The organism is uncultured Eudoraea sp. (assembly GCF_947260015.1).
Taxonomy (GTDB): domain Bacteria; phylum Bacteroidota; class Bacteroidia; order Flavobacteriales; family Flavobacteriaceae; genus Eudoraea.
The window spans coordinates 22,874-48,904 of sequence record NZ_CAMYOM010000018.1 but is presented as its reverse complement, the minus strand read 5'-3'; the positions used below and the strand labels follow the sequence as shown (position 1 = coordinate 48,904).

The following is a 26,031-nucleotide window of genomic DNA, read 5'->3' as shown; positions in this document are numbered from 1 at the left end:
AAGGGCGAGCGCTATCTCAGATGATTTGATTAATCCATTAAATGAGAAACGCCCGATTGAAATTCAATCGGGCGTTTGTTTAGATTTATGTTAGAAACAAAGTGTTATTCACCATGCATCCAAACTTTTTTTGCTAATAGTTCTTCTTCAGTTTCAACGTGGTCCTCATCAGGAACACAACAATCCACCGGACAAACAGAAGCGCACTGAGGTTCGTCATGAAAACCTTTACACTCTGTACATTTATCGGTAACAATAAAATAAAACTCGTCCGAAACAGGTTCATTTTCGGCATCAGCATCAACTTCTTGTCCTGCTGGAGTTTTTATCATCCCACTCAAAGCGGTTTCGTCTGAATACGACCACTCCTGATCTGGTTCATAAATTGCGTTATTAGGGCATTCTGAAACGCAAGCATCACAGTTAATACATTCATCGGTTATGATAATAGCCATAATTATATGTTTTTGAAATAATTGTCCGTAAATTTAATGTACCACAAATACCCGTCTAATGATAAAAGTCATATTTCTTTATAAATGTCCAATTTATATTTGGCACCAATATTTTTGATAAGACGGCATTGTAGGTTAAAAATAAGCAAAAAATAAACATGTATAGATGATTGCTACAAAAACAAAACAAAAACAAGAGGTACTGGAAGCCGTAGTTGTAAGATTTGTTGGTGATTCCGGCGATGGTATGCAATTGACCGGAACTCAATTTTCTGACACATCTGCGATGTTCGGTAATGATATTGCCACTTTCCCTAACTACCCGGCAGAAATTAGAGCCCCTCAAGGGAGCCTTTATGGTGTATCGGGTTTTCAGGTCCATATTGGCAGTGTTGAAATAAGTGCCCCCGGCGAAAATGTCGACCTTTTGGTTGCCATGAATCCTGCAGGGCTCAAAACTAACTTACATGCGTTAAAACCAGGTCATACCGTAATAGTTGATACAGATGCCTTCTCCAAAAAGAATTTAGAAAAAGCGCAGTATGAATCCAACCCCTTGGAAGATGGAAGTTTGGAGAATTATGTGGTCATAGAAGTTGCCATGACCTCACTCACAAAAGAAACGCTAAAAGAGGTTGAGGGACTAGACAATAAAAGTATCACCAGGAGTAAAAATATGTTTGCCCTGGGAATAGTCTATTGGATGTACAACAGATCTACAGAGCATACCATAGAATTTTTCAATAAAAAATTTAAATCCAAACCAGAATTAATAGAAGCGAATACAAAGGTGTTAAATGCAGGTTTCTTTTTTGCGGAAACCCTTGAATTAATTCCCAATTCGTATACAGTTGCTCCTGCTAAAATGGCGGCAGGTACTTACAGAATAGTAATGGGAAATACGGCCACTGCCTGGGGATTTTTAGCTGCTGCTGAAAAATCTGGTCTGGAACTATTTTTGGGTTCATACCCCATTACTCCTGCTTCTGATATTCTTCATGAACTGGTAAAGCATAAACACTTTGGAGTTAAAACCTTACAAGCGGAAGATGAAATAGCCGGAATCACATCTGCAATTGGTGCGGCTTTTGCTGGTGATTTAGCGATCACGACAACTTCTGGCCCGGGTTTGGCTTTAAAAGGTGAAGCTCTGGGATTGGCCATGATTCTGGAATTACCATTAGTTGTGGTTGATGTTCAAAGAGGAGGGCCATCTACGGGCCTGCCTACTAAAACTGAACAGTCAGATTTATTCCAGGCGTTGTATGGTAGAAATGGTGAGAGTCCGGTTATTATTATAGCAGCCAGTACTCCGTCTAATTGCTTTAATTATGCATATGAAGCAGCAAAACTGGCTATTGAACATATGACTCCGGTAATCCTATTGACCGACGGTTATATTGCCAATGGTTCTGCACCCTGGAAAATACAATCTGTATCTGAAATGCCCGAGATAAAAAGCAAGCTGATAAAAGAAGCAAAAGAAACATGGAATCCTTATGAAAGAGATGAAGAAACTTTAGCACGCGACTGGGCAATTCCGGGAACATTTGGATTGGAACACAGAGTAGGTGGCCTGGAAAAAGATAAAGTGACTGGTCAGGTTTCTTATAACCCCGAGAATCATGAACACATGACCAGTGTCAGAGCTGAAAAGGTAAAGAGAGTTGAAAATTATATCCCAAAACTGAAAACTGAATTTGCTGATGAAGGCGATTTACTGGTAATTGGATGGGGTGGCACTTATGGCACCTTATATTCTTCGATAAAAGAGTTAAAGCAGGAAGGCTTTTCTTCTGTTGGGCTTGCACATTTTAACTATATAAATCCCTTACCTAAAAATACGGAGGAGGTCTTAAAAAGATTTAAACGAATAATCGTGTGCGAATTAAATACAGGCCAATTTGCTTCAGTTTTAAGAATGAATTTTCATGGCATTGAGTTTTTACAATATAATAAGGTTCAAGGATTACCTTTTGGCAATAGTGAACTTATAGAGGAATTTAAAAAAATAATGAAATAGAAATGGAGACAACAGCGACAAAGAAATATACATTCAAAGATTTTTCGAGTGACCAGGAAGTAAGGTGGTGCCCGGGTTGTGATGATTATGTCATTCTCCGTGCCATGCAAAAAGCGCTTCCCGAAATGGGACTTAAAAAAGAAGATGTCGTATTTATTTCGGGAATAGGATGCTCCTCCCGTTTTCCATATTATATGGATACCTATGGGATGCACAGTATTCACGGCAGGGCTCCGGCTATTGCCTCTGGTGTTAAACTTGCCAACCCGGACCTAAGCGTCTGGATCATTACGGGAGATGGAGATTCAATGGCCATAGGTGGTAATCATTTTATTCATGTATTAAGACGAAACCTGGATCTAAATATTGTATTGTTCAACAATGAAATTTACGGATTAACCAAGGGGCAATTCTCCCCAACTTCGCTGGTAGGGCAAAAGACAAAATCATCGCCTTATGGCAATACCCAACCACCATTTTTACCGGGTGAATTGGCTATTGGTGCACAAGCTCGTTTTTTTGCCAGAATTGGGGGAAATACTCCAAAAGAAATGACAGACATGTTCATTAAATCCGAAAAATTTAAGGGTACTTCTTTAATCGAAGTCCTTCAAAATTGTCCAATTTTCAATGATGGATGTTTTTCCAAATATACGGACAAGGCAGTGCGAGAAGACAAACAATTATTTGTTGAACATGGAAAACCAATGATATTTGGTAAAGAACGAAACAAGGGTCTGGTCTTAAACGGTTTAAAATTAGAAGTGGTGACCCTGGGAGAAAATGGAATTACCGAAGCGGATTTGATTGTTCATGATGCTGAAGAACAAGATCCAACCTTACATCAAATGTTGGTAAGGTCTGAATATCCGCTGATAACCGGTATCATTAGAAGTTTTCCTGATGTTACTTTCGAAGAACGGGTTGATGAATTAACGGCAGCCGTTAAAGCTGATTCGAGCTTTACAAAGACTGATGATTTATTCTTCTCCGGAGAAACTTATGAAGTGAAATAACGTAAATTAGCCTATGGGTTCTGAAGCCATTATTGTATTTTTTCTTGCTGGAATTGTCCTGGTTGCAGGGGCGAATTTTTTATCAAATTTAATTTCTCACAAGTCTGATAACCCTCAGAAACGGGAACCTTACGAGAGTGGCATGACCACTATCGGCCCAACATGGGTTCAGTTTAAGGTGGGATATTATTTATTTGCTATACTATTTTTAATTTTTGATGTTGAAGTTGCCTTTTTAGTTCCATGGGCTGTAGTGTTTAAAGATATTGGAGCAATTGCATTTTTTGAAATATTAATCTTTCTTGTCATTTTAGGGTTGGGCTTATTATATGCATGGAAAAAAGGAGCATTAAAATGGGAATAGATAAGACAAATGAGCCAATGAGTCAACCGGGCAAAGTTCCTGAAGACTTTCCGGGCAAAGTAATCCCGGCAGGCAACGGTGCCAATGTTATCGTAACCTCTTTAGATAAAATAATTAACTGGGGCAGATCCAATTCCTTATGGTCTTTATACTTTGGAACAAGTTGTTGTGCAATTGAAATGATGCAGACCGGTGCATCGCGCCATGATTACTCCAGATTTGGATTTGAAGTTGCCAGGCCTTCACCCAGACAAGCCGATTTAATAATAATAGCAGGGACAATAGTTAACAAAATGGCCCCTGTACTAAGACGCTTATACGATCAGATGGCTGAACCAAGATATGTTATTGCTATGGGAGCCTGTGCAATTTCTGGAGGCCCTTTTTTCTATAACACTTATTCAGTGGTAAAAGGTGCAGATCATGTAATCCCTGTTGATGTATATGTGCCTGGTTGTCCTCCCAGACCTGAAGCATTGTTGGAAGGTATGCTGATGCTGCAGGACAAAATAAGAACAGAAAATATGAAACATAAAATAAATCCAATTGATGGGTTTGATGAAGGCTTATAAAAAATAGATGAAGAACGAAGAATTACAGGAATTAATAGGCAGTTGGAGTCCCAATTTGGTATTTACTGAAGAAGGGTCCCAATACCTCAATGTAACGGTTCCTATAGAAGAATTGCATTCAATTATGTCTAAACTAAAATCGAATGATCAGACATGTTTTGATTATTTATTTTGCTTAAGCGGTGTTGATTGGGGTGAAGAACTGGGTGTAGTTTACCATTTGGAATCTACAAACTTCAGACACAGTCTTGTAGTAAAAACGCAAACCGCAGAAAGAGAAAATCCTGTTATAGATTCAGTTTATGATATTTGGGCAACTGCTGAGTTTCACGAACGTGAAGTATTTGATTTTTTTGGAATAAAATTTACAAATCATCCTAACCTTAAACGACTTTTCCTAACAGATGATTGGGATGGTTTCCCATTGCGAAAGGATTATGAAGACAACATTAATATGATTATCAAATAATCAGTTATGGAGACAGTCACCGTAAATAGCAACTTTAAATCTGAAGAATATTTCATAAACATGGGGCCGCAACACCCCGCAACGCATGGCGTTCTCAGACTTTTACTTACAATAGATGGTGAGATTATAAAGAAAGTTGAACCGGACCTGGGTTATATTCATCGTTCTATTGAAAAAATGTGCGAACGCGATAGTTATCAGCAAATAGTTCACTTAACGGATAGAATGGATTACTTGTCCGCTAACATTAACAATGAAGCTGTTTGCCTTACCGTTGAAAATGCCTTACAACTGGAAATCCCGGAAAGGGTTAAAGTAATAAGAACTATTATTGGTGAACTTACAAGAATATCCTCACATTGTTTATGGTGGGGAGTTATGGGCATGGATGTAGGTGCTTTAACCACTTATTTTTATGGATTTAGGGACCGCGAACTCCTTAATGATATATTTGAAGAAACCTGTGGTGCCCGCCTCACTATGAATTATAATGTCCCTGGTGGATTAATGTTCGATATTCATCCGAATTTTGTAAAAAGGGTTAAAGAATTTATTACACATTTCAAGACCAAACTTCCGGAATACGACCGTCTGCTCACAAATAATATCATTTTTCAAAAAAGAGCCATTGGTGTAGGTGTCCTAAGCAAGGAAGACGCTATATCTTACGGAGCCTCAGGGCCTGTAGGCAGAGCTTCCGGGTATTCCTGTGATGTAAGAAAACACCATCCATACAGCGCTTTGGATAAGGTTACATTCAATGAAGCATTGAGAACAGAGGGCGATACATATGCACGCTATCTGGTAAGGATTCAGGAAATGTGGGAATCTATGTCAATTGTGGAGCAATTAATAGACAACATCCCGGAAGGAGAGCACAGGGTAACAACAAATGCGGTAATAAAATTACCAAAGGGAGAATATTACCAAAAAGTGGAAACAGCAAGAGGTGAATTAGGTGTTTATATAATAAGTACCGGAACTAAAAGTCCGTATCGCTTAAAATTCAGATCCCCCGGATTTTCAAATCTTTCATTACTCAACCATATTGCGGTTGGTGGTAAAATAGGAGACCTGGTAGCGACTATGGCAACACTAGATCTTGTTATACCGGATATAGACAGATAAAAGAATAATATGAATAGTGCTTTAAGTATCACAAAAAATATTCACGATTGGCTCTTTAGCATTATGCCCGAAGCGGCAGCCAGTATTGCTGAGATGGTATTGATCGCGCTTGTTTATGATGCCATAAAGCTTCTTTCCAAGGAGTTAACCGGTACTACCAGGGCAGATAAATTCCTCTATAATTTAGCGCCGTACTTTGTGATAATTTCTTCGTTAATGGCCTTGAGTGTATTTCCTTTTACCAAGGAGTTTCAGGCATTCGACATTAATATTGGACTCTTTTTTTTAATAGCTGTTTCATCCATAGGAGTTATTGGTATTTTATTAGGTGGATGGAGTTCCAACAACAAATTTGCTATGATCGGTGCAATGAGAAGTGGAGTACAAACTATTAGCTATGAACTCTCAATTGGGCTGTCACTCCTAACCATGGTTTTATTAACTGGAAGCCTTCAGCTTTCGGAGATTGTAGAAGTTCAAAAGTCGGGTTGGTTAATTGTCCAGGGGCATATCCCTGCAATTATAGCCTTTATGATATACATGATTGCTGGTACTGCTGAAACCAACAGGGCGCCTTTTGATATGGTTGAAGCCGAATCAGAATTGGGGGCCGGATTTCATACGGAATACTCAGGAATGAAGTTTGCATATTTCTTTTTAGCCGAATTCATTAATATGTTTATTATTGCTGCCATTGCTACTACTGTATTTTTTGGTGCCTGGTTGTCACCTTTTGGTATAACAGAATCTATTCCTATGTTGGGAGTATTTTGGTTTTTACTTAAAGCTCTTATCCTGGTTTTCCTAATGATGTGGTTTCGGTGGACGTTCCCCAGGTTAAGAATAGATCAACTTCTTACATTGGAATGGAAGTATCTATTGCCCTTAAACCTGGCAAATATCGTAATAATGGCCTTATTGGTATGGCTCAATTTAACTATAAGTTTTTAAGATTATGAGTTACTTTTCAGATATCTACAGAGGCATAAAAACCTTGCTCACTGGTATGAGTGTTACCGGGAAATATTTTTTGACATCCAGAAAAGGTGCCATTACTCAACAATATCCCGATAACAGAGAAACTCTTAAGATGTTTGATCGTTTTCGCGGTGAGGTGATTATGCCCCATAATGAAGATAATGAACATCGATGTACAGGCTGTCAAAAATGTGAAATAGCCTGTCCAAATGGAACCATTGAAATCATATGGGACAGAGGTATTAATGAAAATACTGGTAAAAAGAAGAAAAAAATAGATCAGTTTGTATATCATTTAAGTATGTGTACCATGTGCGGACTCTGTATAGATGTCTGCCCTACAGATGCAATTAAATGGGGTCAGAATTTTGAAAATTCCGTATATGACCGAACTGCACTTACAAGAGTTTTAAACGAACCGGGATCCGAATTACAAGCCGGTGTAGAAGATTAAGTATGGAGAGAATTATTTTTTATTGCCTGGGCGCAGTAATCATCGCATTTGGCATAGCTTCAGTAACGAGTAGAAAAATGCTTCGTTCTGTGATTTACCTATCTTTTGTTCTCGTAAGTATCGCGGGGATTTTCTTTTTAATAGATTATAACTTTCTTGCTGCAATTCAACTCACAGTCTATGCAGGTGGAATTGTTGTACTCATTATATTTTCAGTATTACTCGTACATCATATTGAAATGGAATTGGAAATGGCCAAAGCAACAAAAAAAATAGTTACAGCTATTGCGTGTTTAATTGGGTTGGGCGTTTTTTTAACAGCTATTTACTCCTATGATTTTAATGTGATCAATATGGCTTTAACCACCACCACTGCCGATATTGGCACCGGACTACTAAGCTATGAGGCCGGCGGATTTATATTGCCGTTCGAGTTAATTAGTGTGCTCTTATTGGCAGCAATGATAGGAGCCATAGTAATTGCCAAAGGGAAAAAATTAACCGAGAAAGATAATCAACCACAATGATAACAGGAATAAGCATATATGAAATTCTTACGGTAACTTCAATCCTATTTTTTATAGGAGTATATGGCTTTATCACAAGAACCAATCTGATCTCCATTTTAATTTCCGTTGAATTAATTCTGAATGCCTCAGTAGTAAACTTCGTGATCATCAATAAATATTTGTTTCCTGAAGTCCTTCAGGGCGTTTATTTTTCAATTTTTATTATCGCCGTAGCAGCCGCGGAAACAGCTCTTGCCGTCTCTATTATCATTAATCTGTACAGGCAAATTAGCTCAGTGGAAGTCAAGGACATTGAAACTATGAAATACTAATACGACCGAGTATGAATCTGAATCACATCATCTTAATTCCACTAATACCTCTGGCGGTATTTTTGATCCTCGGGCTTTTTTATAACAAAATTAAACCAGCGGTTTCCGGATATGTAGGAGTTTTAGGTTTACTTATCTCTACCTCCCTGGCTTTTTATTCAGCCTATAATTACTTTTTTATAATCGGAAAAACAGACGGGGTCTTTCAAACTATTGTAGAAAAAACAGTTTGGATGAACTTTACAGATAGCCTTCATATTGATATGGGAATTCTGGTAGATCCCATTTCTGTAATGATGCTGATTGTAGTTTCTGTAATATCCTTAATGGTTCATATTTATAGCAGAGGATATATGAAGGGCGATCCGGGTTACACCAAATACTTTGCCTTTCTATCCTTGTTCACATTTTCCATGTATGGCTTGGTTTTAGCAACCAATCTATTTCAAATCTATATCTTCTGGGAATTGGTTGGCGTATCCTCATATTTATTAATAGGTTATTATTATACCAAGGAATCAGCCGTTGCCGCAGCTAAAAAAGCCTTTATTGTTACTCGTTTTGCAGATCTGGGCTTTCTCATTGGAATCTTGATTATTGGCTACTATACAGGAACATTTGATTTTGAAACTTTGAACAATCCTGAAGGAGCCAGTATTTTAAACTGGGCATCCACTTCGTTCATGGGACTATCTGCACTTACCTGGGCGCTGATTTTGATCTTTATTGGAGGAGCCGGAAAATCGGCCATGTTTCCATTACATATCTGGTTACCGGATGCTATGGAAGGACCAACCCCGGTTTCGGCATTAATCCACGCAGCAACTATGGTCGTTGCAGGTGTTTATCTGGTAGCTCGTTTATTCCCTATGTACTATTTTATTGAAGATGGCTTTGCATTAAATATTGTGGCCTTTGTGGGAGCTTTTACTGCTCTTTTTGCCGCTGTAATTGCAATCACGCAAACAGATATCAAACGGGTCCTGGCATTTTCAACCATGTCACAATTGGGCTATATGATGCTGGCTCTGGGAGTTTCGGGATACGAAGGCCATGAAGGTTTGGGCTACATGGCATCTATGTTCCACTTGTTTACCCATGCCATGTTCAAAGCATTGCTGTTTTTGTGTGCTGGTTCTGTGATTCATGCTATCCATAGTAATTTCCTTAAGGACATGGGGGGATTGCGAAAATACATGCCAGTTACAAATATTACATTTTTAATAGCGGCCCTGGCCATTGCCGGGGTACCTCCTTTAGCCGGGTTTTGGAGTAAAGATGAAATTCTCGTAGCAGCTTTTGAACACAATAAGTTCTTATATATAATTGGATTATTCGTTGCCGGTCTTACAGCATTTTACATATTTAGAATCTATTTTGGAATATTTTGGGGAAAAGAAGGTGCTTATAAAAATAAACCACACGAATCTCCATGGTCTATGACTACTCCCCTTTTAATATTAGCCTTTTTAAGTATAGTTGGTGGGTTTATTCCATTTAGTGAGTTTATAAGTGCAGATCAGGCTGGATTTGAAACTCATATGAATTATCCGTTAGCTGCCATTGCAGTGTTTGCGGGACTCATTGGAATTGGTCTTTCCTGGCTATTTTATAAAAAAGAAAATGAACTGGCAGATAAATTTGCAAATCGTTTAGGAGTACTCTTTACATGGGCTTTTCATAAGTTCTATTTTGATGAACTCTATCTGTTTGTCACCAAAAAAATACTGTTCAATATTATTGCAAGGTCCGCGGCAAGATTTGACAAAAAATATGTGGACGGGACAATGGTCGGAATTGGAAATCAAACTGTTAATACATCTGAGAATATTAAAGGTCTGCAGTCTGGTAAGGTCCAGGATTATGCTTTCGCATTTATTGCAGGAGCTGTCGTAATTGCTATAATATTCATTTATATATGGACCAAATAAATTAATAATATGGATATTTTATCCCTTTTCATTGTAATGCCCGCATTGACTGTTTTGGTTTTGATTTTTACAAAAAATCTAAAACAGGCCAGAATAGTTGCTTTGGCAGGAAGTCTGGTTCAACTCGGAATGGCTATTAACTTATTGTTTTCTTATATCAAAGAGAGGGAGATAAATGAAGCCATTATGGTTTTTACAAAAGATGTGATTTGGTTCAAGAACTTCAATATTCATTATAATATTGGGGTCGATGGGATTTCGGTGGCGCTTTTGTTATTGACAGCGATTGTAGTATTGGCCGGAGTCTTTATTTCCTGGAAAATGGAAGACTTACCCAAGGAGTTTTTTATATCACTACTCGTGCTTTCCATTGGTGTTTATGGCTTCTTTATTTCCATTGACCTCTTTACAATGTTTGTATTCTTTGAGATCGCGGTTATCCCTATGTATTTACTAATAGGCATATGGGGTACCGGCCCAAGGGAATTTTCTGCAATGAAACTAACGCTCATGCTAATGGGTGCGTCTGCTGTACTTCTGGTTGGGATATTGGGTATTTACTTTAACTCAAATGCAGATGGAGGTGCATTAACCTTTAATATCCTGGAAATAGCTAAAGTGAACATTCCTGTAGAAGCACAAAGATTATTCTTCCCGATTACTTTTATCGGATTTGCGGTAATTGGAGCCTTATTTCCGTTCCATACCTGGTCTCCGGACGGTCATGCATCGGCGCCTACTGCGGTCTCTATGTTACACGCGGGTGTCCTTATGAAACTTGGCGGATATGGTGTATTTAGAGTGGCTATCTTCTTGTTGCCGGAGGGAGCATTACACTGGTCATGGTTCTTTATTATTTTGTCTGCCTTTGGTGTCATTTATGGAGCATTTGCAGCTATTAAACAGACAGATTTAAAGTACATTAATGCGTATTCCTCCGTGAGCCATTTAGGACTGGTACTATTTGCATTGCTTATGTTGAATAAAACTGCCTGGAATGGTGCCATTCTGCAATCACTCTCACATGGTTTTATGACAGCACTTTTCTTTGCCTTAATAGGGATGATTTACGGAAGAACGCATACTCGTGATGTTACCAAATTAGGAGGACTATTAAAGGTAATTCCTTTTATATCGGCGGTTTATGTTGTTGCCGGTTTAGCCTCATTGGGATTGCCTGGCTTTAGTGGTTTTGTCGCTGAAATGAACATCTTCGTTGGTGCCTTTGAAAAGGACGATATCTTTTATAGAATTGCTACTGTGGTAGCTGTCTCTGCTATTGTAGTGACCGCCGTATATATATTACGTGTCGTGGGCATCATGTTAATGGGCCCTGTAAAAAATGAAGCATACTTAAATCTTGAAAGAGTACGATGGTATGAAAAACTAGGTATTTTATTACTCCTTTTACCAATAATAGCCATTGGCGTTGCGCCACTATGGTTAAGCGAAATGATCCTGAAAAGTCTGGATCCGTTTTTAAAAGGAGTTTTATAACCTGTAAATTAAATAACCAATAATGAATTTTAGCAGCCTTTTATTAATGAGACAAGAAATTGCTTTGCTGGCAATTATTCTGGTCCTGGTTATAGCCGAGATTTTTATCCCTCAAAACAGAAAAACAAGCATTGTGCACCTTGCCATATTTTTGTTTGGTATACACACAATTGTCGGATTTTTTGAGATTGAGGAAAGTAATTTATTTGGAGGAATGTTTCGCACCAACCACCTGATTCATTTTTTCAAAAACGTATTGAACATCGGAGTCCTTATCCTGTTGCTGCAGTCTGCAGACTGGATAAAGGAAAAAATAATGAATCAAAATAAGGGTTCTGAATTCTTTATCTTATTGTTCTCCTCGTTGCTGGGAATTTATTTTATGATATCTGCAGGTGATTTTTTAATGTTCTATCTTGGGCTTGAGCTATCCACACTTCCTATAGCTGCTCTTGCCGCTTATGAAACAACGAAAAGGATTTCAAGTGAATCAGGGATTAAACTAATACTTTCGTCCGCTTTTGCTTCCGGCATTACGTTATTCGGTATTTCAATGCTCTACGCTACCACAGGCTCTATCTATTTCAGTGAAGTTGCACAGATGCTCACTTCAGCAGACCTAACCCTTCTGGGTGTTGTATTGTTGTTTGCTGGAATTAGCTTCAAGATTTCTCTCGTACCATTTCATTTTTGGACTGCCGATGTTTATGAAGGAGCCCCTATTAGTGTTGCCTCTTATTTATCTGTAATATCAAAAGGTGCGGCCGTTTTCATTTTAATGATATTATTATTTACAGTTTTGCAGTCATTGGTTCATTTTTGGGAAAACATAATTTATGTAATTGCCATCGCCACAATGTTCATTGGAAATTTATTTGCCTTGCGGCAAGAAAATATGAAGCGCTTCTTGGCATTTTCATCTATAGCCCAGGCCGGGTTTATTTTACTTGGATTAATAGGTGGATCTCAATTGGGCACAGCCACAGTGGTTTACTTTGTACTTGTTTATATTTTCTCAAATTTAGCAGCATTTGGCGTGGTACAGGCCATTTCTTTGCAAACGAATAAAGAGAACATAAAAGATTACGAAGGATTATACAGAACTAATCCAAATCTGAGCTTGGTACTCATGCTTGCACTTTTTTCATTGGCTGGTATCCCTCCGGTAGCTGGGTTTTTTGGGAAATTCTTCCTATTTACAGCAGCAGCTAGTAAAGGGTTCTACTTTCTTGTATTTTTAGCTGTAGTGAATGTAACTATTTCCTTGTATTACTATTTGTTGGTGGTAAGGGCAATGTTTTTACGTAAAGGTGATAATCCAATTCCCTTTTTCAGAAATAAAATTTATATGAGAATTGGGCTGGTAATTACTGTCCTTGGTATTTTGTTACTTGGAATATACAGTCCTTTATACGATTATATTTATGAACTAAGTAGTGCTTTTAATTAATGGTTATGAGTTTAGGAGGTAAACATTTATTCGGTAGTATTGATGAAACGAGGGTAACTTTTGTTGAAAAGAAAGTAACTGCAGATCGAGTAGAATTTTTAAAAAAACTATTGGAACATAACGGGTTTGAGGTCCTTATTCAGGAGGAAAAACGCATTTCGGAAGAAGTTCCACAATTGTATACGATAGGAGTAACCGATATGGTATTCAATCCTACTATTTGGATATATCAACGTAAACTCAAGACATTTGACGGACACAAAGTTTCACCCGATTATTGGAATCAACGCACAGAAATTACGCCACCACAATATTGGAAAACCCCTAAAGATAATTAGCATATCTAGCAGTTTAATTGATGATTCCCGCCGTACCAAAATCTTCATTTCATCGATTTTAACAGCAAATTAAGCCCCTATGGCAAGGTATTTGCTAAATTTACCCTGTAGAACTAGGGTTATGAAACACCAATATTTACTAACATTATTTCTTTTATCAGTTATTTGCGTGAAGGCTCAATCTGATTTTCCAAAAACCCAGCCTTTAAAAATAGAGGCTGATAATAATTTGGATTTAAAGAGTAATCCCAATAGTGGAACAGCCCTGAAAATGCCATCACTGCTGGATTATAACCCCAATGCAAGTATTAAAGAAACCAAAAATTCGAGGAATGTAAAAATGCTTCCTGAAAAGGAATTGAAACAAGCAGGCTTTGATTTAAAATTGGACACTAAAGTTGGTGAACGTCAGAATACCAAATCCAAAAAGCACTTTGGCAATATGTATTTGGGTGATGTTAAAACTGGCGGTAATTTTGTGGGGATAGTTTGTCGCGATCATGAATATGTTGATGGTGATCGCGTAAGAGTCTATGTAAATGGTGAAGTTGCTGAGCACAATATCCTTCTTACCGGAGGTTTTAAAGGGATAAATATAGACCTGGAAAAAGGCTTTAACCGATTAGACTTTGAAGCTTTAAACCAGGGCTCTTCCGGGCCAAATACAGCTCAGGTAAATGTTTATGATGATAAAGGGGCATTAATTCATTCTAATCAATGGTTACTTTCAACAGGCTCTAAAGCGTCTTTAATTGTTGTCAAGGAATAAAATTCTGGTCCTTATCTTATCCCCGGCTTATATGAAATCCTTGCTCTTTTAAGTACATCTTCTTTGTAATATGCCGTTCCTTTAAACTTTACCTTTGCGTAAGGAATTGCCTGATCATTAAAATGTAGTGATTTGGGATTACCGCTTTTATTCCTTAGCAGTTCAATGGCATAAATGCCCATTTATAGTTTTACAAGAATTGTTAAGTACCAGGAATAGAATTAAAGCATATTTAATCAGAGGAAATTTCAAAGACATTTTCTGTATTATTTTAGAGAAAATAAAAGCACATTTAAGCTTTTTTCAAAAACTGGGTTTTAAGTACAATTTGACTTTTACCTATTCTACATTCCACTGCTTGTGGATCGTTTGTTAGCCTTATATTCTTTATGATGTTACCTCGTTTTAGAGTTTTAGACATCCCCTTAATCTTCAAATCCTTGATAACATGTACATTATCTCCATCTTCAAGAATATTTCCGTTGCTATCTTTTGATTCCATAATTTAATTTAAGTATTTGTGAAATTAAAAGTATTAAAACTTATATGCTAATACTTCCTTAAAATATGACCAGGGCTTATCGAATTGGCTAATGGATGGCAATTTTACTGTAAATTGCACCATTTCGTAATAAAATATAGCTAAATCTCCAATGTCTGATAAAAGAGTAAGTATCCTAAAAGCCTTCAAAACCATCATTTGGCCCAGAAGGAATTTGGTTTTTATAGGTTTGGCATTGATAATAGTGAGCAAGGCTGCCAGTTTTGTTGCACCATTGTCCCTTAAATATTTAATGGATGACATTATTCCGAATAAAGACATGGAATTCCTTAAAATTCTATTGGGGGTAGTCATATTTGCTATTTTAGTACAGGCCGTAACTTCCTTTCTGTTAACCAAAATACTTAGTGTTCAGGCCCAATATATGATCTCTGAATTACGGGCTCAGGTACAAAAGAAAATTTTGTCTTTACCAATTCGATTTTTTGATAATACAAAATCAGGTGAACTAGTATCCAGAATAATGACTGATGTGGAAGGCGTACGAAATCTAATTGGGACTGGGTTGGTGCAGTTGGTAGGAGGAACTATTACTGCAGTGGTTTCATTGATTCTTCTTCTGAATATAAGCCCCAGCATGACCTTGTTCGCATTAGTCCCCCTGGCTATTTTCGCCGTTATAGCACTAAAGGCCTTTAAAATAATTCGACCAATATTCCGCAATCGGGGGAAAATTAATGCGGAAGTTACAGGCAGACTTACAGAAACACTAGGAGGAATTCGGGTTATCAAAGGCTTTAACGCCGAAGCCCAGGAACATGGCGTTTTTGAAGAAGGTGTACTGCGCTTGTTTGAAAATGTAAAAAAAAGTCTTACCGCAACAGCCTTTATGACCAGCTCTTCTACCTTTCTCCTGGGGCTTGCTACCACGGGTATAATGGGTATGGGAGGATATAAAATTATGATCGATGAACTCACAATCGGTGAATTTTTAACGTTTACCTTCCTGTTGGGATTGATGATTGCCCCAATAGTGCAAATGAGCAATATTGGTAGTCAACTTACTGAAGCACTGGCCGGGCTTGACAGAACAGAGGAATTAATGAACATGCAACCTGAATCTAACAAAGAGGTCCGCACTTTGGCATTGAACGGAATTAAGGGAGATATGATATTTGACTCCGTTTCATTCGCATATGAAGAAGAAAAAGAAGTATTACATGACATCAGTTTTTCGGTAAACGCAGGTACCGTTGTAGCGCTTGTAGGAAGTTCAGGGTCTGGTAAGAGTACCATTGCCGGGCTTGCTGCAAGTTTTTTAACCCAGCAGAGTGGTACAATAACAGTAGATGGCAAGGATCTGTCAAAGGTAAACCTTAACAGTTTTCGCAAACACCTGGGCGTGGTGCTGCAGGACGATTTTTTGTTTGAAGGAACCATACGTGAGAATATTTTATTTCCCAGACCCAATGCTTCGGAAGAACAATTACAGGAAGCTGTTAAAGCGGCCTATGTTGACGAATTTACAGATCGTTTTGAAGATGGTTTAGGCACACTAATTGGCGAGCGAGGCATAAAGCTTTCAGGGGGTCAAAGACAGCGAATAGCTATTGCCAGAGCGGTTTTAGCCGATCCCCGCATATTAATTTTAGACGAAGCTACATCAAATCTAGACACAGAAAGCGAAGCTTTGATTCAGAAAAGTTTATCGCACCTTACAGAAGGAAGAACAACTTTTGTAATTGCCCATCGATTGAGTACAATAAGAAAAGCTGATCAGATTTTAGTAATTGAAAACGGCAGAATTGTTGAACAAGGTACACATGAATCACTTATTGCAAAAGAAGGGAGATATTATAATTTATTTACCTACCAGGCAAGAATTTAGTTGTGCAGACTGTTCTGAATATAACTATCATGTTAGTAACATGCTAAAAGGAGCATATTCTAATCAATATTGATAACCTTTTCTATCTGTGGAGCATGTTTTTTAATTGTCATTTCCACCCCGCTCTTCAGCGTCATTTGGTTAACACTGCACCCTACGCAATTTCCTTCCAGTTTTACTGTAACCAAATTACCGTTGTCAATAGATACTAATGAAATATCTCCCCCATCACTTTGTAAAAAAGGACGAATTTCATCCAACGCTTCTTCAACAGTACTTTTGAGTTCATCAGATGTCATGATCATTTCTTTTTAACAGCAGCGCAACCCGCCATTGTAGTTATCTTAATTGCTTCGGTAGGTGGTAAACTTTTGTTTCGTGAAACAACTTCCTGAACCACATTCTTTGTAAGTTCTTCAAAGGCCTTTTCTACCTGAGTAGCTGTTTGAAGAGCAGCAGGCCTTCCAAAATCTCCAGCCTCACGAATACTTTGAACTAAAGGTATTTCTCCTAAAAATGGAACATTCAGATCAGTGGCCAGATTTCTTGCCCCGGCTTTTCCAAAGATATAATATTTGTTGTCCGGGAGCTCCTCCGGAGTAAAGTAAGCCATATTTTCAACAATTCCTAAAACAGGTACATTGATGGCTTCCTGTTGAAACATTGCCACCCCTTTACGCGCATCGGCTAATGCTACCTCCTGAGGTGTGCTTACAACTACAGCGCCTGTAATCGGCATAGATTGCATAATACTTAAATGTATATCACCTGTACCCGGTGGTAAATCGACCAGCATAAAATCTAATTCTTCCCAGTGCGCGTCAAAGATCATTTGATTTAAAGCTTTTGACGCCATAGGTCCTCTCCAGATTACTGCCTGATCAGGTTGAGTGAAAAAACCTATAGATAAAAGCTTTACTCCATAGTTTTCTATAGGTAACATTTTTGAATTTCCATTTACATTAGTTGCCAAGGGCTTTTCACCTGCTACATCAAACATAATGGGCATAGAAGGACCGTAGATATCTGCATCCAGCAAACCAACTTTAAATCCCATCTTTGCCAGCGTTACGGCCAAATTGGCTGTCACTGTAGATTTTCCCACACCACCTTTCCCGGAAGCGACGGCAATTATATTTTGTATTCCGGGTATTGGTTTCCCTTTAATTTCATTAACCTCAGGCTTAACCGGAGCATCGACCTTAATATTTACTGTGATTTTTGCCTTTTCATAAACCTTCCGGTGAATTGCTTTTAAAATTTCTACTTCGGTTTTCTTCCTTGCCTGGAGACTTGGATTATTAATAGTAATATCTACAATAACCTCATCACCAAAAACCTGAATATTATTAACAGCGCCGCCTTCAACCATATTCATCCCCTCACCCGGTACAGTAATAGTTTCAAGGGCTTTTAGTATTTCTTTCTTATCCAACTTCATTAATTGTGGCTTTTATATCTTTATGTAAAATGATTCTAAACAACAAAGATAAGTTATAGGTGTGAAACTTTAAAGTTGTGGTATTGAAAAGGACAATATCAATATAAATTTACCATATATGGCGTAGGAAGTATTCTAAATTTTAGCAGAAACAAAACTAATAGATCTCCGTAGGCAATTCTTTTGCCGGATCCCAGAAGTATTTGTCAAAATTCACAATTTGATTGTCCTTTATTACGAGGCCTTCATTTTCTAACAATTGTTGCATTAAGTTAGTACCGTCAAAGTGATGTTTCCCTGTTAATAAACCCTTTCTATTTACAACTCTATGTGCGGGAACACCTTCAATTGACCCTGCTCCATTCATAGCCCAGCCTACCATCCTTGCACTCCTGGCCGCTCCCAAATACGTGGCAATTGCTCCATAAGAAGTAACCCTTCCAAAAGGAATTTGCCTGGATACCTCATAAACTTTCTGAAAGAAATTTTTGTTTTCCGGATTCATATTATTTATTAAATATCCTGAAAATTGTAATTACCAATAAAACCATCATTAATGCGCTAAGTATGTAATTCGAATTTTTAGAAAAGCGATCAGTTTTGGCTTCTAATTTATAAAAGTATACGGTGTACAAATACAGTACGGTAAAAGTTCCACTACCTGCTGCTATAATGAACGTTAGAATATCCCAAATTTCAAATTTAATCCAGCCAGATGCATTCCACATGGCGTTAAGCCCACTATAGTAAGGAATGGTAAGTAAATTAAGAGTAGCGAGGAGCATTCCTTTAAAATAACTATTCCTTTTACTAACCTTTACGATTTTTATTTTTTTGGCTTTTTCGCGCTTAGCTGAAATAAAAAAAAATACTGCAAAAAAAGTAAACACAACAAGTGCGATTTTAAGAAGTAAATCTATGACTTCAGGATGTCGGAATAGAAATTTTGAAATCATAACCGCAATGTACGCCTGCATCATGATCATGGTAGCAACCCCCAGACTAAACATAATTCCGTTCAGTTTCCCCTTTTTAACGCTTGTTTGGGCCGCATTCATATTTAGTAAACCCGGAGGAACAGTTGCCATAAAAGCAGCTGAATAAGTCACGAAAAAAAGTATGATTAAATGCGTCATTGGTTAATTGACAGTAAACTTTATGTATGTTATTGGTTTTCCCTTTTCAAGATACTGCTTTTCATAGAAAGTTTGTATATCCATCACTTCTTTTGGACTCCCCTCGTTCTTGTAAATATCATGATTTGCATATAAAATTTCACAATCCAGGCCTTGTAACAGCCCTATAGTGTACCCATGCATAAATTCACTATCCGTTTTTAAGTTGATTACACCTTTATCTTTAAGTATAAACTTGTATTTATCCAAAAAGGTCTTATTTGTAAGCCTGTGTTTTGTTCGTTTATACTTTAGTTGTGGGTCTGGAAATGTAATCCAGATTTCATCTACTTCATTTTCGGCAAAGATTAAATCTAATAGTTCTATCTGAGTTCTCAAAAAGGCAACATTACTTAAATTCTCATCCACAGCAGTTTTTGCACCTCTCCACAACCTGGCTCCCTTAATATCAATACCTATAAAATTCCTCGATCTATCCAGCTTCGCCAGGCCAATGGTATATTCTCCTTTACCACAACCCAGTTCCAAAACTATCGGATTGTCATTATTAAAAAAACTCTTCCATTTTCCTTTTAAAGGAAATTTACCCTCCAGTAATTCTTCCCTGCCAGGTTGAATAACATGGCTAAAAGTCTTGTTTTGTTCAAATCGTTTGAGTTTATTTTTACTTCCCAAAGCAAAGGGTATTGAGTTGTTTCAGCAAAACTAAGGAATTCTTTTGGAGAGCAGGTTTAGCCAGCTTTATGTTTAGTCTTTTCTAAGGTAAATGAAAATTCAGATCCAACATCTACTACACTTTCAACATATATTTTTTCTCCATGTGCCTCAATTATGTGTTTTACAATGGACAAGCCCAAGCCAGAACCACCTTCTTTTCTGCTTCCACTTTTATCAACCCTGTAAAAACGTTCAAAAAGTCTGGGCATATGTTCTACTGGAATACCTTCACCGTTATCAGTGATTCTAACAATCACTTTATTCCTTATAAGGTTTTCCACACTTACTTCGGTAGTACCATCACGATGACCATATTTTATAGAATTCACTATCAAATTGGACAACACCTGCTGTATTTTATCCCTATCGGCCTTTACATAGATGGGAGATTCATAATTCATGTCAAAAGTAAGCGAGATGTTTTTTTTGCCTGCCTTCATCTCTACCAGTTCAAATACATTGTTTATAAGTTCAATTATATCGAAATCACTTAATTCTAAATTGAGGTCTCCAACTTCTAATTTAGTAATCAGATCAAGGTCTTTGATAATATAGATAAGCCGCTCTACACCTTTTTGGGCCCGCTGTAAATATTTTTTCCTAACCGCTTTATCCTCCAAGGCACCATCGAGAAGTGTAAGAATATAGCCTTGTACCGTAAACAGTGGAGTCTTAAGTTCGTGTGAAATATTACCTAAAAAGTCCTTCCGGTATTCCTCACGGATTTTTAATGTATCTATTTCAATTTTTTTGTTCTTAGCAAATTTTTCTATATCCTCTGTCAGAGTTTTCATATCTGTAGTAACAGGATCGGCAGTAAAAGAAGACGCTTCCAACAAAGAAACATCGTCATAAATCTTCTTAATCCTTCGGTAGATATATTTCTGGACACGGACCTGAATTATACTAAAAGCTATTGCAAAAGTCATTATTGTAAAAACCAGTAATACAAACCAAGTGTCTTCTAACTGTTTTTTATACAACAGAAAAAGACCTAAAGATAATGCAAGAATAATCGTAATTAAGAGTGAGGAACGGAATGCAAACTTATATGATTTTTTTAACCTAGTAGACATCACAATACAAACTTATAGCCTACACCTTTAACCGTTTTAAAATGATTGTCACCAATTTTTTCGCGTAGTTTTCTAATATGTACATCAATTGTTCTGCCTCCCACAACTACTTCCTGACCCCAGACTTTATCCAATATAACTTCACGTTTAAATACCTTGTCTGGTTTTGAGGCTAGTAAGGCCAAAAGCTCGAATTCTTTCCTTGGAAGAATAATCTCTTTGCCGTTGTTGATTATTTTGTATTCTTCGCGGTTAATTTCAATATTTCCGACCTTCAGTATATCTTCATCCTCGTTCTTTTCTTCATTCAATCGCCTTAACAAAGCCTTTATCTTACTTACCAATAGTTTTGGTTTTATCGGTTTAGTAATGTAATCATCTGCACCTGCGTCAAAACCTGCTACCTGAGAATAATCCTCTCCTCTGGCGGTTAAAAAGGTAATTAAGGTATTTTCCAATCCTTTTGTATTTCGAATAATATCACAAGCTTCGATCCCATCCATTTCGGGCATCATGACATCCAAAATAATCAAATGGGGAGTTTTTTTCTTTGCTTTTTCTACACCCTCAATTCCATTCTTAGCAGTAAAAACCTGATATCCCTGAGAAGATAGATTATATTTGAGAATCTCCAAAATATCTGGTTCATCGTCCACCAATAGAATTTTAATGTCCTGCTTTTTCATGGGTTTATTCTTTGATCATTCAGACCAAAAGTAAAGATAATACTAATATGCTTTAATTACTTAACGTTGATTTAATGATGATAACATTAAAATAACACCAAAGACTCACCTAATAGAATTTTTAAAAGAGCTATTCCAATTTAACCGCACTTATTGATGCATTTTATCGAATATTAATGATTTAACAAATTCATGGAGCATAATGGAGAACTAAAATTTCTATATTTGTGATAATTACTTTATTGAATAATGTTTATGAAGCAAATCTACTTTGTTTTATTCTTTCTTTTTATCTCTTTTAGTTACGGCCAGGAAGTGCAAAACGTTGGTGGCGAAATAGAGGGTTTTAAGATATATCCAAATCCCGTTTCCAATGGGAAAGTTTATATCCAGACTGCATTGAATGCCCCGAAAAGAATACTCATCTTTGATATTTTTGGCACCCAAAGACTTGAGACAACAATTCTAAGAAAGGAGTTAAATGTCTCTAATTTAGTTGCCGGTGTATACGTACTTCGAGTATTTGAAAAAGATAGGGTAGCGACTAGAAAGTTAATAATTAAATAGATTTACTTCCTAAAAAAATAGCCGCTTAATCCTCCTTATAAAATTTATTATTTATCGATTAAATGCACAATTCATCGATGAATGTTACAGCTATAAAAGTTTACCTACAAAAAGTTAGCTTTCACAACAATTTTTACCAGGAGAAACGCTATTATCCTATATTTACTTAGTTGATCCCAAATCAATGTTGATGCAAAAAGCCTACTTATTCTTTTTACTGGTCTTTACTCTAGCACTTTCCGGACAGGAAAAGGTTCCGGCTATAGATGAAAAGGATCAAGAATCTTCTAATTTTACGCTTTATCCAAATCCGGCTATTGGTGGTATAGTTTACATTAAAACTTTAAATAATCAGAGTAAAGATATAACGGTATACGATGTCTTTGGTAAAATAGTACTTCGGGATCGGATTTCAACACATATGCTCAATATAGGACGGCTTTCACCAGGTGTTTATGTAATTCAGGTAGTAGAGAATAACAAAACGATGACCAGAAAACTGGTTGTAAAATAACATTTCACATATATCCATAATTGTGCTCCCGGGAGGAGCCTTTTTTATTTTAACTATTTTTGTAGTCTTCAAGTCGATATGGATATCAATAGAATTTTTGAGATTAAAACCTCATCTCAGTTCAACAAGCTTACATTGGAAATTTTTAATTTTCAATATGACAACAATCCTGTTTACCAGAAGTTTTGCAATTATTTGGGTAAAACTAAGTCCAACGTAAATGCAGTAGAAGATATTCCATATTTACCAATTGAATTTTTCAAATCCAAAAAGGTGCTGGCTAAGAACCAAAAACCACAGATCGTTTTTGAAAGTAGCGGGACAACGGGACAACTTGTTAGCAAACACTATGTGGCCAGACTGGCTATTTATGTAAAAAGTTATTTGAAAACCTTTGAATATTTCTATGGGAATATTGAAGATTATTGTGTGTTGGCATTATTACCTTCATATATGGAACGTGAGGGCTCTTCACTTATCTATATGGTAAAAGACCTTATTAAGAAAAGTGGGAATCCGAAGAGTGGATTTTATCTGGATAACAAATCCGATTTATTAAAGACTCTTGAAAGCGTAGATCAATCTGCTGGTAAAGCTATCCTTATTGGTGTTTCATATGCTTTGATAGACTTTTCTGAAAATCATTCATTGAATCTAAAAAATACCATTTTTATGGAAACAGGTGGGATGAAAGGGAGGAGAACTGAATTGGTGCGTGATGAGTTACATAGTATCCTTAAAAATAGCTTTTGCCTTGATGCCGTTCACTCGGAATACGGCATGACTGAACTTCTTTCTCAGGCTTATTCCAAGGCTAACGGAATTTTCAATTGTCCTCCCTGGATGTCCGTCTCTATCCGCGAAACAGAAGATCCTTTGACAACTGAACCTTTTGGCAAAATAGGAGGTATAAACATAATAGATCTCGCCAATATTTATTCCTGTTCGTTTATTGCAACCCAAGATCTTGGCAGGGTTTATAAAGATGGAAGTTTTGAAGTATTAGGCAGGTTTGATCATTCAGACGTTCGCGGTTGCAATTTAATGGTGCTTTAGTTTCGTGGATAAAAATTACTCAAATCACTTTCCAATACTTTCAGGACTTTCTGTTCCCATCCACTTATCCCAAAATGTAAAGTATAGCCCAAAGTTATAATTAAACTTTCTGTGATGCTGATCGTGATGAGTAGCGCCAATGATCCAATGTCCAAACCACTTTCCATATTTTCCTGAAGGGTATATTTCAACTCCGGCATGATTAATTGTTGCTGAAATAGTCATGATCAATAGCATAAAAAGTAAGGCGTAATAATGCATAGGTATAAACAAAACTATTAAGGGAAGAATAATAGCCTGTAACACTGTCTCCAACGGATGAAATGAGAAAGAGGTTAATACTGAAGTGTGTACACTTTTATGATGAATCTTATGAAAATACCTATAGACAGATGGCTTGTGCATCCAACGGTGTATCCAATAATAATAAGTGTCCTGAATAAATAGTGTTAATAATACACTAATTGGCAAATACCACAATGAGTAGGCGTTTAAATCCACATAGATTGCCGTAACCCCTTTAGACCATAAAAAATATATCAATATTCCAAAAATCGCAAAAATCAACCCGCTTATTGCCGACCAATACAATTCCTTGTATAATTGCTTCTTCTTTAATGCAGTATGATCTAATATCCTTTTATCAAATCTTTTTCGGAACAAAAAGAAAAATGCATAATGATATGCTCCTGACACAATCAAAAAGCGAATAAATATAATCAGAAACAGAACAAAGGTTAAAAGCAGTACTGCACTGAAGTCAAAAAAGTTAATTTCCTCCATTTATATTCCCAAGTTATGATTTTACAACCAGGATAAAATAATTCTTTTTACCACGCTGAAGTAAAACATATTTGTTGTTTATCAAATCTGTTTCCGTTATCAAATAATCTTCTTTTACCTTTTCCTTATTAACGGAAATAGCATTTTGCTTTAGTTCCCTCCGCGCTTCACCATTAGAACCTAAAAACCCTGTTTTGGCAGCCAATGCTGCAATCATATCCAATCCGTTGTCCATTTCAGATTTGGAAATTTCTGCTTGAGGGACTCCGATAAAAACATCTAAAAAAGTATTCTCATCTAAGCTCCTAAGATCTGTAGAAGTTGATTTTCCAAAAAGAATAGCACTAGCAATCACTGCATTTTCGTATTCTTCTTTGGAATGAACCAGAATGGAAATTTCTTGCGCCAGGCGTTTTTGCAGTATTCTTAAATGTGGTGCCTGAGACTGTTCTATAATCAAATCTTCAATTTCATTTTTAGACAAAAAAGTAAAGATTTTAATGTATTTTTCTGCATCTTCATCTGATGTATTTAGCCAATACTGATAGAATTTATAAGGCGAGGTTCTATGCGCGTCCAACCAGATATTACCTCCCTCAGTTTTTCCAAATTTAGTTCCGTCGGCCTTAGTAATGAGAGGACAAGTGAGTGCATATCCTTTACCCCCTCCAATTCTGCGAATTAGTTCTGTTCCGGTCGTAATATTTCCCCATTGGTCACTCCCACCCATTTGAAGTGTACAATTATAATTCTGAAACAGATATAAAAAATCATACCCCTGAACAAGCTGATATGTAAACTCAGTAAAAGACATACCTTCTTTTTCATCTGGTGAAAGCCTTTTCTTGACAGATTCTTTGGCCATCATATAGTTTACTGTAATGTGTTTCCCAACATCACGAATAAAATCCAGAAAGGTGAAATCTTTCATCCAATCATAGTTGTTAACCAGTACCGCAGAATTTTCTCCCAGGCTATCAAAATCAAGAAAGCGGGACAATTGCTCCTTAATTGCCTCCTGATTTAATCGCAACGTAGTTTCGTCCAATAAATTTCTCTCAGTTGATTTGCCGGAAGGATCGCCTATCATCCCTGTTGCTCCACCAATGAGAGCGTAGGGTTTATGTCCTGCGAGCTGAAAGTGTCTTAGCATCATTACACTCACCAAATGACCAATATGAAGTGAATTTGCGGTTGGGTCTATCCCAACATAGGCAGATTGCATCCCGGTTAATAAATGCTCTTCGGTTCCCGGCATAGCATCGTGTACCATTCCCCTCCATTTTAGTTCCGAAACAAAGTTTGAAGTCATTTTGTAATCTATTAATATAGTTGCTGCAAATATAATAGAAATAGCCAGCAGCTTGACTCACTGAACAA

General features: G+C 37.0%; 31 protein-coding genes. 19 read left to right on the top strand and 12 right to left on the bottom strand.

Annotated elements, in window-relative coordinates:
• Window positions 1-104: 104 nt before the first annotated feature.
• Complete coding sequence (locus tag Q0X66_RS09405) at window positions 105-455, bottom strand: 4Fe-4S dicluster domain-containing protein (RefSeq protein WP_297705661.1); 351 nt, start codon at window positions 453-455, stop codon at window positions 105-107.
• A 166-nt stretch (window positions 456-621) separates the two neighbouring features.
• Between Q0X66_RS09405 and Q0X66_RS09400 the strand changes: the two genes are divergently transcribed.
• From Q0X66_RS09400 to Q0X66_RS09330, 15 genes are all read left to right on the top strand, one after another.
• A complete protein-coding gene (locus tag Q0X66_RS09400) occupies window positions 622-2,478 on the top strand; it encodes a 2-oxoacid:acceptor oxidoreductase subunit alpha (protein ID WP_297705659.1) in 1,857 nt (618 codons plus the stop codon).
• A 2-nt stretch (window positions 2,479-2,480) separates the two neighbouring features.
• Entirely contained in the window at window positions 2,481-3,494 is a 1,014-nt protein-coding gene (locus Q0X66_RS09395) for a 2-oxoacid:ferredoxin oxidoreductase subunit beta (protein ID WP_297705657.1), read from the top strand.
• A gap of 13 nt (window positions 3,495-3,507) precedes the next feature.
• Window positions 3,508-3,858, top strand: a complete 351-nt coding sequence (locus Q0X66_RS09390; protein ID WP_297705655.1) for an NADH-quinone oxidoreductase subunit A — start codon at window positions 3,508-3,510, stop codon at window positions 3,856-3,858.
• Window positions 3,849-4,430: an NADH-quinone oxidoreductase subunit NuoB gene (nuoB, locus tag Q0X66_RS09385; RefSeq protein WP_297705653.1), complete on the top strand. Its 582-nt coding sequence runs from the start codon at window positions 3,849-3,851 to the stop codon at window positions 4,428-4,430. The genes Q0X66_RS09390 and nuoB overlap by 10 nt, the downstream gene beginning before the upstream one ends.
• Before the next feature lie 7 nt (window positions 4,431-4,437).
• Entirely contained in the window at window positions 4,438-4,899 is a 462-nt protein-coding gene (locus Q0X66_RS09380; RefSeq protein WP_297705651.1) for an NADH-quinone oxidoreductase subunit C, read from the top strand.
• A 6-nt stretch (window positions 4,900-4,905) separates the two neighbouring features.
• On the top strand, window positions 4,906-6,027 hold the full coding sequence (locus Q0X66_RS09375; RefSeq protein ID WP_297705649.1) for an NADH-quinone oxidoreductase subunit D: 1,122 nt from the start codon (window positions 4,906-4,908) through the stop codon (window positions 6,025-6,027).
• A 9-nt stretch (window positions 6,028-6,036) separates the two neighbouring features.
• Window positions 6,037-6,978: a complex I subunit 1 family protein gene (locus Q0X66_RS09370; protein ID WP_297705647.1), complete on the top strand. Its 942-nt coding sequence runs from the start codon at window positions 6,037-6,039 to the stop codon at window positions 6,976-6,978.
• A gap of 4 nt (window positions 6,979-6,982) precedes the next feature.
• Entirely contained in the window at window positions 6,983-7,459 is a 477-nt protein-coding gene (locus Q0X66_RS09365) for a 4Fe-4S binding protein (RefSeq protein WP_297705645.1), read from the top strand.
• Between the two features lie 2 nt (window positions 7,460-7,461).
• On the top strand, window positions 7,462-7,986 hold the full coding sequence (locus Q0X66_RS09360; RefSeq protein ID WP_297705643.1) for an NADH-quinone oxidoreductase subunit J: 525 nt from the start codon (window positions 7,462-7,464) through the stop codon (window positions 7,984-7,986).
• The gene (gene nuoK, locus Q0X66_RS09355; RefSeq protein ID WP_297705641.1) at window positions 7,983-8,300 is read left to right on the top strand and encodes an NADH-quinone oxidoreductase subunit NuoK; all 318 of its coding nucleotides are present in this window, start codon (window positions 7,983-7,985) and stop codon (window positions 8,298-8,300) included. The genes Q0X66_RS09360 and nuoK overlap by 4 nt, the downstream gene beginning before the upstream one ends.
• An 11-nt stretch (window positions 8,301-8,311) precedes the next feature.
• Complete coding sequence (gene nuoL, locus Q0X66_RS09350; protein WP_297705639.1) at window positions 8,312-10,231, top strand: NADH-quinone oxidoreductase subunit L; 1,920 nt, start codon at window positions 8,312-8,314, stop codon at window positions 10,229-10,231.
• A gap of 9 nt (window positions 10,232-10,240) precedes the next feature.
• A complete protein-coding gene (locus Q0X66_RS09345) occupies window positions 10,241-11,728 on the top strand; it encodes a NuoM family protein (RefSeq protein WP_297705637.1) in 1,488 nt (495 codons plus the stop codon).
• Window positions 11,729-11,750: 22 nt separating this feature from the next.
• Window positions 11,751-13,178, top strand: coding sequence for an NADH-quinone oxidoreductase subunit N (locus Q0X66_RS09340; RefSeq protein ID WP_297705635.1), 1,428 nt, complete (start codon window positions 11,751-11,753; stop codon window positions 13,176-13,178).
• Window positions 13,179-13,183: 5 nt separating this feature from the next.
• Window positions 13,184-13,516, top strand: a complete 333-nt coding sequence (locus Q0X66_RS09335; protein ID WP_297705633.1) for a hypothetical protein — start codon at window positions 13,184-13,186, stop codon at window positions 13,514-13,516.
• A gap of 121 nt (window positions 13,517-13,637) precedes the next feature.
• Window positions 13,638-14,285 carry a hypothetical protein gene (locus Q0X66_RS09330; RefSeq protein WP_297705631.1) on the top strand — a complete coding sequence of 216 codons (648 nt, stop codon included), beginning with the start codon at window positions 13,638-13,640 and terminating at the stop codon, window positions 14,283-14,285.
• Window positions 14,286-14,296: 11 nt separating this feature from the next.
• Here the strand turns inward: Q0X66_RS09330 and Q0X66_RS09325 are convergent, their stop codons facing one another.
• Both Q0X66_RS09325 and Q0X66_RS09320 read right to left on the bottom strand, forming a co-directional pair.
• Window positions 14,297-14,467 carry a hypothetical protein gene (locus tag Q0X66_RS09325; RefSeq protein ID WP_297705629.1) on the bottom strand — a complete coding sequence of 57 codons (171 nt, stop codon included), beginning with the start codon at window positions 14,465-14,467 and terminating at the stop codon, window positions 14,297-14,299.
• 110 nt (window positions 14,468-14,577) lie between these two features.
• Window positions 14,578-14,787, bottom strand: coding sequence for an alkylphosphonate utilization protein (locus Q0X66_RS09320; RefSeq protein ID WP_297705627.1), 210 nt, complete (start codon window positions 14,785-14,787; stop codon window positions 14,578-14,580).
• A gap of 151 nt (window positions 14,788-14,938) precedes the next feature.
• On the opposite strand from Q0X66_RS09320, the gene Q0X66_RS09315 reads away from it, so the two are divergent.
• Window positions 14,939-16,675, top strand: coding sequence for an ABC transporter ATP-binding protein (locus tag Q0X66_RS09315; RefSeq protein ID WP_297705625.1), 1,737 nt, complete (start codon window positions 14,939-14,941; stop codon window positions 16,673-16,675).
• Window positions 16,676-16,734: 59 nt separating this feature from the next.
• Here Q0X66_RS09315 and Q0X66_RS09310 read toward each other — a convergent pair whose 3' ends face one another.
• The 7 genes from Q0X66_RS09310 to Q0X66_RS09280 form a co-directional block, all read right to left on the bottom strand.
• A complete protein-coding gene (locus tag Q0X66_RS09310) occupies window positions 16,735-16,974 on the bottom strand; it encodes a NifU family protein (protein WP_297705623.1) in 240 nt (79 codons plus the stop codon).
• Window positions 16,975-16,976: 2 nt separating this feature from the next.
• Entirely contained in the window at window positions 16,977-18,116 is a 1,140-nt protein-coding gene (locus Q0X66_RS09305; protein WP_297705621.1) for an Mrp/NBP35 family ATP-binding protein, read from the bottom strand.
• A 157-nt stretch (window positions 18,117-18,273) separates the two neighbouring features.
• The gene (locus Q0X66_RS09300; RefSeq protein ID WP_297705620.1) at window positions 18,274-18,621 is read right to left on the bottom strand and encodes an MGMT family protein; all 348 of its coding nucleotides are present in this window, start codon (window positions 18,619-18,621) and stop codon (window positions 18,274-18,276) included.
• A gap of 1 nt (window position 18,622) precedes the next feature.
• Window positions 18,623-19,252 carry a LysE family transporter gene (locus Q0X66_RS09295; RefSeq protein ID WP_297705618.1) on the bottom strand — a complete coding sequence of 210 codons (630 nt, stop codon included), beginning with the start codon at window positions 19,250-19,252 and terminating at the stop codon, window positions 18,623-18,625.
• A 3-nt stretch (window positions 19,253-19,255) separates the two neighbouring features.
• Window positions 19,256-19,927 carry a tRNA (guanosine(46)-N7)-methyltransferase TrmB gene (gene trmB, locus Q0X66_RS09290; RefSeq protein ID WP_297705616.1) on the bottom strand — a complete coding sequence of 224 codons (672 nt, stop codon included), beginning with the start codon at window positions 19,925-19,927 and terminating at the stop codon, window positions 19,256-19,258.
• A 56-nt stretch (window positions 19,928-19,983) separates the two neighbouring features.
• The gene (locus Q0X66_RS09285) at window positions 19,984-21,045 is read right to left on the bottom strand and encodes an ATP-binding protein (RefSeq protein WP_297705614.1); all 1,062 of its coding nucleotides are present in this window, start codon (window positions 21,043-21,045) and stop codon (window positions 19,984-19,986) included.
• Window positions 21,045-21,731, bottom strand: coding sequence for a response regulator transcription factor (locus Q0X66_RS09280; RefSeq protein WP_297705612.1), 687 nt, complete (start codon window positions 21,729-21,731; stop codon window positions 21,045-21,047). The genes Q0X66_RS09285 and Q0X66_RS09280 overlap by 1 nt, the downstream gene beginning before the upstream one ends.
• Before the next feature lie 255 nt (window positions 21,732-21,986).
• Between Q0X66_RS09280 and Q0X66_RS09275 the strand changes: the two genes are divergently transcribed.
• From Q0X66_RS09275 to Q0X66_RS09265, 3 genes are all read left to right on the top strand, one after another.
• Window positions 21,987-22,298, top strand: a complete 312-nt coding sequence (locus tag Q0X66_RS09275) for a T9SS type A sorting domain-containing protein (RefSeq protein WP_297705610.1) — start codon at window positions 21,987-21,989, stop codon at window positions 22,296-22,298.
• A gap of 190 nt (window positions 22,299-22,488) precedes the next feature.
• Window positions 22,489-22,812, top strand: a complete 324-nt coding sequence (locus Q0X66_RS09270; protein ID WP_297705608.1) for a T9SS type A sorting domain-containing protein — start codon at window positions 22,489-22,491, stop codon at window positions 22,810-22,812.
• Window positions 22,813-22,890: 78 nt separating this feature from the next.
• A complete protein-coding gene (locus Q0X66_RS09265) occupies window positions 22,891-23,868 on the top strand; it encodes an acyl transferase (RefSeq protein ID WP_297705606.1) in 978 nt (325 codons plus the stop codon).
• Between the two features lie 24 nt (window positions 23,869-23,892).
• Here Q0X66_RS09265 and Q0X66_RS09260 read toward each other — a convergent pair whose 3' ends face one another.
• Window positions 23,893-24,651, bottom strand: a complete 759-nt coding sequence (locus Q0X66_RS09260; protein ID WP_297705604.1) for a sterol desaturase family protein — start codon at window positions 24,649-24,651, stop codon at window positions 23,893-23,895.
• A gap of 13 nt (window positions 24,652-24,664) precedes the next feature.
• Complete coding sequence (tyrS, locus tag Q0X66_RS09255) at window positions 24,665-25,963, bottom strand: tyrosine--tRNA ligase (protein WP_297705602.1); 1,299 nt, start codon at window positions 25,961-25,963, stop codon at window positions 24,665-24,667.
• Window positions 25,964-26,031: the final 68 nt, after the last annotated feature.